At 65.4% G+C, this 12,470-nt stretch carries 5 protein-coding genes; 3 read left to right on the top strand and 2 right to left on the bottom strand.

The window, feature by feature from the left end; translation table 11 throughout:
* Nucleotides 1–5: 5 nt before the first annotated feature.
* Together IEX33_RS18495 and glgP are read right to left on the bottom strand one after the other, a co-directional pair.
* Nucleotides 6–1,790 carry a thiamine pyrophosphate-requiring protein gene (locus IEX33_RS18495; protein WP_188732359.1) on the bottom strand — a complete coding sequence of 595 codons (1,785 nt, stop codon included), beginning with the start codon at nt 1,788–1,790 and terminating at the stop codon, nt 6–8.
* A gap of 48 nt (nt 1,791–1,838) precedes the next feature.
* Nucleotides 1,839–4,457 carry an alpha-glucan family phosphorylase gene (gene glgP, locus IEX33_RS18490; protein WP_181038194.1) on the bottom strand — a complete coding sequence of 873 codons (2,619 nt, stop codon included), beginning with the start codon at nt 4,455–4,457 and terminating at the stop codon, nt 1,839–1,841.
* Between the two features lie 192 nt (nt 4,458–4,649).
* Between glgP and IEX33_RS18485 the strand changes: the two genes are divergently transcribed.
* Genes IEX33_RS18485 through IEX33_RS18475 form a run of 3 tightly spaced genes read left to right on the top strand, consistent with a single transcriptional unit; the run spans nt 4,650 to nt 12,182 of the window.
* The gene (locus IEX33_RS18485; RefSeq protein ID WP_188732411.1) at nt 4,650–6,692 is read left to right on the top strand and encodes an alpha-1,4-glucan--maltose-1-phosphate maltosyltransferase; all 2,043 of its coding nucleotides are present in this window, start codon (nt 4,650–4,652) and stop codon (nt 6,690–6,692) included.
* Nucleotides 6,689–8,485 carry a maltose alpha-D-glucosyltransferase gene (treS, locus tag IEX33_RS18480; RefSeq protein ID WP_104189103.1) on the top strand — a complete coding sequence of 599 codons (1,797 nt, stop codon included), beginning with the start codon at nt 6,689–6,691 and terminating at the stop codon, nt 8,483–8,485. The genes IEX33_RS18485 and treS overlap by 4 nt, the downstream gene beginning before the upstream one ends.
* Before the next feature lies 1 nt (nt 8,486).
* The gene (locus IEX33_RS18475; RefSeq protein WP_188732358.1) at nt 8,487–12,182 is read left to right on the top strand and encodes a 1,4-alpha-glucan branching enzyme; all 3,696 of its coding nucleotides are present in this window, start codon (nt 8,487–8,489) and stop codon (nt 12,180–12,182) included.
* Nucleotides 12,183–12,470: the final 288 nt, after the last annotated feature.

Genomic DNA, 12,470 nt, shown 5'->3' with positions numbered 1-12,470 from the left:
CGGCGTTACCCGCCGCGCTCCTCATGCGAGACGTAGGTGCTAAGCAGTTCCGTTGCCCGGCCGCCGTCGTCCTCTGCCGCCAGGCCTTTGCGCATGTTTTCCGCCTTCTCCCTGCCGGCGGGGAACGGCGGCAGGAGCGGGACCTCGGGGTCCGTGAGTACTTCAATAACCACGGGGCGGTCTGCCGCGAAGGCCTGGTCCCAGGCGTCCCCGATCAGCTCCGGATCCTCCACCCGGATGCCTTTAAGGCCCAGTAGGTCGGCGTAGCCGGCAAACGGGAAGTCAGGAAGCTCCTGGCTTGCTGCGAAGCGTGGTTCGCCCTCCGACTCCCGCTGCTCCCACGTCACCTCCGTGAGTTCCCGGTTGTTGAACACACAGACCACGAACCGGGGATCCGTCCACTGCCGCCACCGGTGGGCCACCGTCACCAGTTCGGCGATGCCCGCCATCTGCATGGCGCCGTCGCCGGCCAGGGCCACGACCGGACGGTCGGGGTGGGCGAGTTTTGCCGCAATGCCGTAGGGGAGGGAGCACCCCATGCTGGCCAGCGTCCCGGACAGATGGGCCGGGACACCCGGCGGGAGCACCAGCTGCCGGGCATACCAGTAAACGCAACTGCCGACGTCGACACTCAACAAGGCCTCACCGGGCAGACGTCCGTTCAGCTCGCGGACCACCCGTTCAGGATTCACCGGCACGGCCGGCACGGCCGCCCGTTCCTCAGTCAAGGCCCGCCAGCGGGTAACTTCCTGCTCAACGTCCGTTTGCCACTGCCCGCGGGGACGCGGGCGCAGCCGCGACATCAGGGCCTGGAGCGCCAGCGCCGCATCACCCGCCAGGCCAACCTCAACCGGGTACCGGTTGCCGATTTTCCGCTCGTCAATGTCGACCTGGACGGCGCGCGCTGCCCCGGGCGGCGGATAAAACTCCGTCCATGGATCGTTGGAGCCAACAATGAGCAGCGCATCGCAGTTGCCGAGCAGGTACGCGCTGGCGGTGGTCCCCAGGTGTCCCATGGTGCCCGCGGCGAAGGCAAGGGTCTCGTCCACATAGGGCTTGCCCAGCAGGCTGGTGGCAATTCCGGCGCCCAGCATTTCCGCGATTGCCACAACCTCGTCCACAGCGTGCCGGGCTCCCTGGCCCACCAGCAGCGCAACGCGCTGCGAGGAGTTCAGCAGTGCTGCCGCCACCTCCAGGTCCTTGTCCCGGGGAGTCTTGGCAGACGTGCTCCACGACGGTGCGGTGACCACAATGCCGTGCTCCTGGTCCAGTTCCGGCGCCGGGGCGGACTGGATGTCATGCGGAACAATGACCACGCACGGCGAGGAGGTCGCCTTGGCGGTGCGGAACGCCCGGTCCAGGACCATCGGCAGCTGTTCCGGAACGTTGACCTGCTGGACGAACTGTGAAGCCACGTCCTTGAACAGGGACATGAGATCGATTTCCTGCATGTAGGCCGAGCCCAGCACCGTGCGGCTCTGCTGCCCGACGATAGCCACTACCGGAACGCCGTCGAGCTTGGCGTCGTAGAGCCCGTTCAGCAGGTGCACGGCACCAGGCCCCTGGGTGGAGGTGACCACCCCCACCCCGCCGGTGTACTTGGCGTGGCCCACTGCCATGAAGGCAGCGGTTTCCTCATGCCTCGCCTGCACGAACTCAACGCGTCCTTCGGCCCTCCGCAGGGCCCCCATGAAACCGTTGATCCCGTCGCCGCTGTAGCCGAAAACCCGGGTGACCCCCCAAGTTCCGAGGCGTTCCACAATGACATCGGCCACCGTGCGTTCGGTCATGAGGTCCTCCCGGGTGGTCAGGCACTGGGCGTAGGCGCTTGCTGTTGTCTAGGCGTTGACGATCAGTCCCAGTTCGGCTTTGGAGGCGAGGGCGTCGTGCCGCGGCAGGACCCGGACGGTGTAGCCGAACGGTCCCGAGCGGTCGATCACCAGGGAACCGCTGAACAGGTGGCGCCCGCTGCCCAGGTCCTCCTGCATTTTCAGCTCCATGACCGTGATGTCCGTCAGGCTGTCGCTCTCCTCGGCCCGGCCGTAGGCTACTTCGACGGAGACGTCCTCCGGGGTGAGGTTGTGCAGGGCCACATAGGCGTTGACCTGGAGGATGTCCCCGATCTGGGGATCCTCGGACACACCAACAGAGTCCACGTGCTCCACGTGTACCAGCGGCCAGGCCAAACGCACCTTCGCCGTCCAGGCCGCCAGGGTGCGGGCCTGCGAGTAGGAATTGGCGGAGGCGCTCCGCCCCGCCTCCGCCGCCGGGCGGTAGAGGATGTTCACGTAGTCGCGCAGCATGCGTTCCGCGGAAACTGCCGGTCCAAGGTGCGAGAGGGTGTGCTTGATCATGGAGACCCAGTGCGTCGGCACCTTCTCTGCCTCCGACGTCGAGGGACCCGCAGCACCCGCGCCCGCGGACACCGTGCTGCCATAGAAACGCGGGGCAACCTGCGTTTCCAGCAGTTCGTACAGCGCGGCGGCCTCGATGTCGTCCCGTTCCTCCGGGGACGCACCGTTGTTGGCGGTGGGAATCGCCCAGCCGTTCTCGCCGTCGTACATTTCATCCCACCAGCCGTCCAGGACGGACAGGTTAAGCGAGCCGTTGAGCGCGGCCTTCATGCCGGAGGTGCCGCATGCTTCCAGGGGCCGCAGCGGGTTGTTGAGCCAGACGTCACAGCCAGGGAACAGTGTGCGGGCCATGGCGATGTCGTAGTTGGGCAGGAACGCGATCCTGTGCCGGACAGCAGGATCGTCCGTGAAGCGGACCAGGTCCTGGATCATCTTCTTTCCGGCGTCGTCGGCGGGGTGGGACTTGCCCGCGATGACCAGCTGGATGGGATGTTCCTTGTGCAGCAGGAGCGCCTTGAGCCGTTCCGGTTCGCGCAGCATCAGGGTGAGTCGTTTGTAGGTGGGCACGCGCCGGGCAAAGCCGATGGTCAGGATGTCCGGGTCCAGGACCTTGTCCGTCCAGCCCAGCTCGGCATCTGCCGCGCCGCGCTTCTTCCAGGCAGCGCGGAGGCGGAGGCGGACATCGTCAACCAGCGCTGACCGCATCTCACGCCGGAGCGCCCACACGTCCGCGTCGCTGACGTTATAGGCGAGGTCCCAGCGGCCGTTGGCTTCGGCCTCGCTGCCGAACTGGTCCCGGGCCAGCTTGGAGATGCGGCTGTCCACCCAGGTGGGCACGTGCACCCCGTTCGTCACCGACGTGATGGGCACCTCGGAGTGGTCGAAGCCCGGCCACAGTGCGGAGAACATGCCGCGGGAAACCTCCCCGTGCAGCTTGGCCACGCCGTTGGCGCGCTGGGCCAGACGAAGGCCCATCACGGCCATGTTGAAGACCGAGGGGTTGCCCTCAGCGTAGTTTTCACGCCCCAGTTCCAGGATGCGGTCCACCGGCACGTCCGGTGCCAGGCCGGCCTGGAAGAAGTGGTGGATCTGGGCGATCTCGAACCTGTCGATGCCTGCGGGAACCGGCGTGTGCGTGGTGAACACAGTGGAAGCCCGCCCGGCGGCAAGGGCTTCGTCAAACGTCAGCGCCTGCTCCCCGGCCATAAGCTCCTGGATGCGTTCGATGCCCAGGAAGCCGGCGTGCCCCTCATTGGTGTGGAACACTTCCGGAGCGGCAGTGCCGGTGAGCTGCTGGAAGGCGCGCAGCGCCTTGACCCCGCCCATGCCGAGCAGCAGCTCCTGCTGCAGCCGGTGGTCGCCGCCGCCGCCGTAGAGGCGGTCGGTGATGCTGCGGGCGGCGTCGTCGTTTCCGGGGACATTGGAGTCCAGGAGCAGCAGGGGAACGCGTCCGACGTCGGCGCGCCAGATGTGTGCCAGCAGGCGCCTGCCGTTGGGGAGGGGGAGTGCGATCTGCAGGGGGCGGCCAATGCCGTCCGCGGAAGGCTCCCGCAGCAGTGTGAGCGGCAGGCCGTCCGGGTCCAGGACCGGGTAGGTCTCCTGCTGCCACGCGTCCCGGGACAGCGACTGCTTGAAGTAGCCCGCTTGGTACAGCAGGCCCACACCGATCAGCGGCACGCCCAGGTCCGAGGCTGCCTTAAGGTGGTCGCCGGCCAGGATCCCCAGTCCGCCGGAGTACTGCGGCAGCACCTCGGTGATGCCAAACTCCGGGGAGAAGTACGCGATCGACGCAGGCGCATCGGGACCCAGGCCCTGGTACCAGCGCGGTTCCTCAAGATAGCGGTCCAGGTCCTGCTCGGCTGCCCTTACCCGCTCCACGACCGCGCGGTCAGCAGCGAGCTGCTGGAATTCCTCGCGGCTCACCATCCCCAGGAAGCCCACCGGATCCTGGCCGCTTTCCTTCCAGAGGCGGGGGTTCAAACCCTCGAAAAGTTCCCGCGTGGGGCGGTGCCAGGACCAGCGCAGGTTGCTTGCCAGGCGGGCCAGCGGACGGATCGGCTCGGGGAGGACTGTACGGACGGTAAATCTGCGGATTGCCTTCACCTGCGTCACACTAACCGACAACATGCGCGGCCGGAACCAGCTTCGGGTCTCTTTTGGGTAAATGACAGATGGCGCGGAGGAAATGACGACTGACGCGCCGAATTTAGTGCGCAGCCTTAGCATTCCTGCCCATTTCTCGCTAACGTCGAGCTTGTGACGACTACATCAGGAACCAGTGCCGCATCAATGGAAATGTCGAAGGGCCCCATCACTGACGGGCTGCGGTTCGGACGATTTCCGATCACCGCCGTGCAGCCGGTCGTGGAGGATGGCAAGTTCCCTGCCAAAGCCCTGCCGGGCGAAGGAATCGTGGTGGGAGCCACCGCCTTCCGCGAGGGACACGACCAGCTGGGCGTCAGCGCCGTGCTCTTTGACCCCGAAGGCAACGAACGCCAGCGGGTCAGGCTCGCACCGCCGCGCGGGGAACGCGGCATGGGGACGGACCGCTGGGAAGGCGTGCTCACGCCGTCGGACGCCGGTGACTGGTCCTTTGCGATCGAAGCCTGGCACGACCGCTACGGCACCTGGCACCACAATGCCGAGGTGAAGGTGGACGCCGGGATCGACGTGGAGCTCATGCTAGCCGAAGGGTCGGCGCTGCTGGCCGAGGCATCCGGCGACGACTCCCGGAACGAAGCGGACCGGGAAGCCCTGGGCCGGGCTGCAGGCACGCTTGCTGATGCGTCGCTGACAACCGAGGAACGCCTGGGCGCCGGGTTCAGCGCGGAGGTGGCGGACATTGTTGCCCGCCAGCCAATCCGGGAACTGGTGACCGTGTCCCGGCGGTTCCCCCTGCTGGTTGAGCGTGACCTCGCCGGGCGCGGTGCCTGGTACGAGTTCTTTCCCCGCTCCGAAGGCGCCGTCAAGGACCACACCACGGGCGCCTGGACCTCCGGCAACTTCCGCACCGCTGCCCAGCGGCTTGATGCTGTGGCGGCCATGGGCTTTGACGTCATCTACATGCCGCCCATCCATCCGATCGGCGTGCAGCACCGCAAGGGTCCCAACAACACGCTGATCGCAGGGCCGAACGATCCCGGGTCACCCTGGGCCATCGGGGCAGCGGAAGGCGGCCACGACGCCATCCACCCCGACCTTGGCACGTTCGATGACTTCGATGCCTTCGTGGCGCGGGCCAACGGGCTGGGCCTGGAGGTGGCCCTGGACCTTGCGCTCCAGGCCGCCCCGGACCACCCCTGGGTGCAGTCCCACCCCGAGTGGTTCACCACCCGCGTGGACGGCTCTATCGCCTACGCGGAAAATCCCCCGAAGAAGTACCAGGACATTTATCCGCTGAATTTCGACAATGATCCGGAGGGCCTCTCAAATGAAATTCTGCGGATTGTGCTGCTGTGGGTAAGCCACGGCGTAAAGATTTTCCGGGTGGATAACCCGCATACCAAGCCCGTGTGGTTCTGGGAATGGCTAATTGCGCAGGTCAACAAAGAGGTTCCCGGGGTGGTTTTCCTGGCCGAGGCCTTCACGCGGCCGGCCATGATGCACGCACTCGGCCGGGCAGGGTTCCAGCAGTCCTACACCTACTTCACCTGGCGCAACACCAAGAAGGAAATCGAGGCGTACTTTACGGAAGTAAGCCATGAGTCCCCGGCGTTCTTCCGTCCCAACTTCTTCGTCAACACCCCGGACATCCTTACGGAATACCTGCAGTTCGGCGGGCCTGCGGCGTTCAAGATCAGGGCCGCGCTGGCGGCAACGGCCAGCCCGTTGTGGGGCGTCTACGCCGGCTACGAACTCTACGAGCACGTGGCCCGGCCAGGTGCAGAGGAGTATATCGACAACGAAAAGTTCGAGTACAAGGCACGTGACTGGGACGCTGCCGCCCACTCCGGGCGGACCCTTGCCCCGTACATCACCAGGCTTAACGAGGTCCGGCACGCCCACCCGGCGCTGCAGGACCTGCAGAACCTGACGGTCCACCACAGCACCGACGACGCCACGGTGGTCTATTCCAAGCACAAGACCCTTCCGGACGGGTCCAAGGACACCCTCATCATTGTGGTGAACGTTGATCCGCATGGAACCAGGGAAAGCACCGTCTCGCTTGACCTGGCCGCGCTGGAACTCGATCCCCAGGACCTGACCCACAATGGAGGCTTCCACGTTGATGACCTCGTATCCGGGGAGAGCTGGGAATGGGGCGAGTACAACTACGTCCGCCTTGATCCGCATGTCGAGCCCGCACACATCCTGCGCGTGAGGAGAATGCATCAGTGAATTTCAACCCGCAGGGTTCCGGCCAGCATTTCACCCCAAAGAGCACGTTTGAGTTAAATGCCCCGGGCCTGCAGCATGATCCGCTGTGGTACCGGAAGGCGGTGTTCTACGAGGTACTTGTGAGGGCCTTCGCGGATGCGAACGGCGACGGTTCCGGTGACTTCTCCGGACTCATCGACAGGCTTGACTACCTCCAGTGGCTGGGTGTGGACTGCCTGTGGCTGCCGCCGTTCTTCCAGTCGCCACTGCGCGACGGCGGCTACGACATCTCGGACTACAACTCGGTCCTTGATGAGTTCGGCACCATCAGCGACTTCAAGCGCCTGGTGGCGGAGGCCCATGCGAGGGGTGTGCGGGTGATCATCGACCTGCCCCTCAACCACACCTCGGACCAGCACCCCTGGTTCCAGGAATCGCGAAAGGACCCGGACGGCCCCTACGGCGACTTCTACGTCTGGAGCGATACCGACGAGAAGTACCAAGACGCGCGCATCATCTTCGTGGACACCGAGGAATCCAACTGGACCTTCGACCCCATCCGCCGCCAGTTCTTCTGGCACCGGTTCTTCAGCCACCAGCCGGACCTGAACTTCGAGAACCCCAAGGTCATTGAGGCTCTGTTCGATGTTGTCCGGTTCTGGCTCGACCAGGGCATCGATGGTTTCCGTGCCGACGCCATTCCATACCTGTTTGAGGAGGAAGGGACCAACTGCGAGAACCTTCCGGCCACGCACGAGTTCCTCCGCAAGCTCCGCACCATGGTGGACGAAAGCTACCCCGGCCGGGTCATCATTGCCGAGGCCAACCAGCCGCCGAACGAAGTGGTGGAGTACTTCGGGACGGAGGAAGAGCCCGAATGCCACATGGCCTTCCACTTTCCGATCATGCCGCGCCTGTACTACGCGCTGCGGGACCAGAAGGCCGCCCCCATTATCGAAACCATGCACGACACCCCGGAAATCCCGGACGGGGCACAGTGGGGCACCTTCCTGCGGAACCATGACGAGCTCACGCTGGAAATGGTCACGGCAGATGAACGCGCCGCCATGCTGGGCTGGTACGCCCCGGACCCGCGCATGCGGGCCAACATCGGAATCCGGCGCAGGCTCGCGCCCCTTCTGGACAACTCCCGCGCCGAAATCGAACTGATCAACGCGCTCCTGCTCTCGCTGCCGGGCAGCCCGTTCCTCTACTACGGGGACGAGATCGGGATGGGGGACAACATCTGGCTTGAAGACCGCGACGCCGTGCGCACGCCCATGCAGTGGAACCCGGACCGGAACGCCGGCTTCTCCAACGCGGACCCGGGCAAGCTCTACCTGCCTCCCATCCAGTCCCTGGTGTACAACTACGCCATGGCCAACGTGGAGGCAGAGGCCGCCCATTCAGGGTCACTGCTGCGCTGGACGAGGCAGATCCTGAGTGTCCGCAAGAACCACCCCGCGTTCGGCCTGGGTGCCTTCAAACACGTTGAGGCGGACCATGACGCCGTGCTGGCCTACCTCCGCGAGCTGCCCAAGGACAATTCGGCCGGCGTCGACGGGGAGGCCATCCTGTGTGCGTTCAACCTCTCCCAGCATCCGGTGGCGGCCCAGTTGCGGGTCCCGCAGTTCGCCGGGCGCGGTTTGCGCGACGTGTTCGGCGGCCAGCCGTTCCCCGGCATCAGCGAGGACGGAACCCTCACCCTGACGCTCGGCAGCCACGACTTCTTCTGGCTGCGGATCCGTTCAGCAGCTTCCAACCCATCGTCTCCGTACACGCAGGCGATGCCGATTCTGTCGATCGAGAACTGATATGAACCAGCCCATACTTACCCCCGCCCTTACCGCCCTGCTCCAGGAATGGCTGCCACGGCAGCGCTGGTTCCCGGTCAAGACGCCCGACTTCGAGATGTCCCAGGCCGGCAGCCTCGGGCTGGAAGATCCGTCCGGCCACGCCGGGCTGGCAGTGTTCCTCCTTCGCGTCACCATACAAACGCCCGACGGCGGCACCCGGACCGCCGTTGTCCAGGTTCCCTTGAGTTTCCGGCACGCGCCGGCAGCCGGGATGGAGCGGGCGCTGGTTGGCCAGGCCGCCGGGATGGACCCGTCCAGGACCTGGGTTTACGACGCCGTCCACGACCCCGACTTCGTGGGCAGCTGGCTGGAACTCATCCGGCAGGAGGAAAAGGCCCCCAACGGCATTGCAGCAGGCTTCCGCGTCCCCGGGGAGCTCCGGCTCCCTACTGCCCGCGGAGTTGTGAAGGTGCTGTCCGGTGAGCAGTCCAACAGTTCAGTCATTGTGGACGACGGCGACTCCGCGGCGATCGTGAAATTCTTCCGCGTGCTTTCGGAGGGGACGAATCCCGAGGTTGAGGTGGGTGCCGCCCTCACGGCTGCAGGCACGTCTGAAGTTCCAGCCACCCTTGGCTGGGTGCGCGGCGAGTGGCTCGGCCAGGGCCTGCCCGCGTCCACCACGGCCAAGGGGCCCCGGTACGTCCAGGGCGAGCTGGCGGTAGCGCACGAGTTCCTGGCCGGCGGCCGCGATGCATGGCGCCTTGCTGTTGATGCCGCCCGCTCGGGCACCGACTTCACGGCAGAAGCGCATGCCCTGGGTGCAGCCACGGCCACTGTGCACCAGCGTCTGGCCCAGGCGCTGGGGCACTCCGCCGAGCCGCAACCCGGACAGGTCATTGCGCCCGCAGTAGCCCAGCGGGTCCGCCAAGCGTGGGCAGAAGCCGGTGCCGCCGTCGGACCTTACGACGACGCTTTGAACGCGCTCCTGGACCGCCTTGACCATGCGCCCGCAGGCGCGCTGCAGCGTATCCATGGGGACCTCCACCTGGGCCAGATACTCCAGGTTCCCGGGCATTCGGGAAGCCCTGCCCGGTGGGCCATCCTCGATTTCGAGGGTGAACCGCTGCGGCCCGTCGCCGAGCGGAACGTCCCGGATGTTCCCCTGCGGGACGTCGTCGGCATGCTGCGGTCCTTCGACTACGCGGCCGGCGCGGCCCAGCGCGAACAGGAGGGCGCGCAGGTGCCCGCAAACTGGGTTGACGACTGCGCGGAGGCCTTCCTGGCCGGGTACGCGGGGGTCACTCCCGGAACGGTGGACAGGGAGTCGCCGCTCTTTGTGGCATTGTGGCTGGACAAGGCACTGTACGAAGTAGTTTATGAAATGCGTAACAGGCCCGACTGGCTGGCGATCCCCGTGAACGCCTCCAGGCGGCTCCTGGGCAGCAATGGCGCCGGCGGCAACGCCGGGGCAGCATCGGAAGGTAACGAAATGACAGGCTCAGCACAAACTGACCGGCCGGGGGTGCCGCTGAAGGTCGACGAAGGCACCCTTGGCAGGATCGCCAACGGTGAACACCACGCCCCCCACTCTGTGTTGGGCGCGCACCTTGACGATTACGGCCACGTCACTATCCGTACGGTGAAGCACCTCGCGGAAGCAATCTCCGTCCTCACACCGGCAGGCGAGGTCCCTATGGAGCATGAGGCACACGGCGTGTGGGTCGCCGTCCTCGAGCCGCTGCAGCAGGGACACGTTCCCGACTACAGGCTCTCCGTCACGTACCCGGGCGCGGATCCGGTCACCGTGGACGATCCCTACCGCTACCTGCCCACCGTGGGCGAAGTGGACCTGCACCTCATCGGTGAGGGCCGCCACGAAAAACTGTGGGAAGTCCTGGGCGCCCACGTCCAGCATTACAAGTCCGCGATGGGGGATGTGGACGGTGTCTCCTTCGCAGTCTGGGCGCCCAACGCACAGGCTGTCCGGGTCAAGGGCGATTTCAACGCCTGGGACGGCCGGGAAAACTCCCTTCGCTCGCTGGGCTCCTCGGGAGTGTGGGAAATCTTCGTCCCGGGTGTTGTAGCAGGGGCGTGCTACAAGTTCGAAATCCGGACCAAGGCCGGCCACTGGGTGGAGAAGGCCGACCCCCTGGCCTTCGGAACCGAAGTGCCGCCGTTGACTGCGTCGAGGGTGGTGGAGCCTTCCTACGCCTTCAAGGACCAGGAGTGGATGGAGGCCCGCGCCCAGCGGGACCCGCACAACTCTGCAATGAGCGTCTACGAGGTTCACCTCGGTTCCTGGCGCCTGGGCCTTGGGTACCGGGAACTGGCCAAGGAACTGGTGGAGTACGTCAAGTGGCTCGGGTTCACCCATGTGGAGTTCATGCCCGTGGCCGAGCACCCGTTCGGCGGGTCGTGGGGCTACCAGGTGACCTCCTACTTTGCGCCCACTTCACGCTTCGGCCACCCCGACGAGTTCCGCTACCTGGTGGACACCCTGCACCAGGCGGGCATCGGTGTGCTGCTGGACTGGGTTCCTGCCCATTTCCCCAAGGACGCTTGGGCGCTTGCCCAGTTCGACGGCGAGCCCCTGTACGAGCACGCGGATCCCAACCTGGGCGAACACCCGGACTGGGGCACGCTGATCTTCGATTTCGGACGCACTGAGGTCCGGAACTTCCTGGTGGCCAATGCCCTGTACTGGCTGGACGAGTTCCACATCGACGGCCTGCGCGTGGACGCTGTGGCTTCCATGCTGTATCTGGACTACTCCAGGGAAGAAGGGCAGTGGCAGCCCAACCGCTTCGGCGGCCGGGAAAACCTCGAGGCCATCTCCTTCCTGCAGGAAGTCAACGCCACGGTCTACAAGACCCACCCCGGCGCTGTCATGATCGCCGAGGAGTCCACGGCTTTCCCCGGTGTTACCGCGCCGACCAGCCACGGCGGGCTGGGGTTCGGCCTGAAGTGGAACATGGGCTGGATGCACGACTCGCTCAAGTACGTCGCCGAGGAGCCAGTCAACCGCAAATGGCACCACGGCACAGTCACCTTCTCGTTGGTCTACGCCTTCACGGAAAACTTCCTGCTGCCCATCAGCCACGACGAGGTAGTTCACGGCAAGGGCTCCATGTTGCGCAAGATGCCGGGCGACCGTTGGCAGCAGCTTGCCAACCTGCGTGCCTTCTTTGCATACCAGTGGGCGCACCCGGGCAAGCAGCTCATCTTCATGGGCACGGAATTCGGCCAGGAAGCGGAGTGGTCCGAACAGCACGGGCTTGACTGGTGGCTCGCCGACATCCCGGCACACAAGGGACTGCAGCTGCTGACCAAGGACCTCAACGAGCTGTACGCATCCACCCCTGCGCTCTATACCCGCGATAACGAGCCGGGCGGCTTCCAGTGGATCAACGGAGGAGACGCCGACCGGAACGTCCTCTCCTTCATCCGCTGGGACAAGGAGAACAACCCGCTGGTCTGCGCCATCAACTTCTCGGGAGCACCCCACGTTGGCTACACCCTTGGTGTACCTGAAGCCGGGGCCTGGACGGAAGTGCTGAATACAGACGCAACAACCTATGGCGGATCCGGTGTTCTGAACTCCGGTGAGCTGAAGGCTACGGAGAAGGGGCAGGACGGACAGCCGGCAACACTCAGCGTCACGTTGCCTCCGCTGGGCGCCGCCTACTTCAAGCCCGGAGCTTCCGCCGCAAGTTAGCCCTTGCTCGTGGAAAGGCCCGGAATCCGCGTGATTCCGGGCTTTTTCATGCCCTGTTGGCGGGGTGTGGGGCAGGGGTCGACGCCCGGTTGGCCTTCTGGAAAAAGTGGTGGTAGAGTTTATTTCCGCGCTGCTCCACGGAGTCAGACGGAAAAACCGACACTCAAGCCTCTGGCTAAAGAGACTCGCGGACGCCGGTTTGACAAGTGAGAAGGCAGCCGGTAAGTTTGTGAAGTTGCTCCGGAGCGATCCACGGTGTTTTTGTGCTGGTGGTGGTGTCGGGTGTGT

Source organism: Pseudarthrobacter scleromae (genome assembly GCF_014644515.1).
Lineage (GTDB): Bacteria > Actinomycetota > Actinomycetes > Actinomycetales > Micrococcaceae > Arthrobacter > Arthrobacter scleromae.
Note: the sequence above shows the minus strand (reverse complement) of the source record. Positions and strands in the feature narration are given on the sequence as shown.

Coding starts and splice junctions, on each gene's coding strand:
- IEX33_RS18495 (WP_188732359.1), bottom strand. CDS start 1,790: ATGACCGAACGCACGGTGGCCGATGTCATTGTGGAACGCCTCGGAACT.
- IEX33_RS18485 (WP_188732411.1), top strand. CDS start 4,650: ATGTCGAAGGGCCCCATCACTGACGGGCTGCGGTTCGGACGATTTCCG.
- IEX33_RS18475 (WP_188732358.1), top strand. CDS start 8,487: ATGAACCAGCCCATACTTACCCCCGCCCTTACCGCCCTGCTCCAGGAA.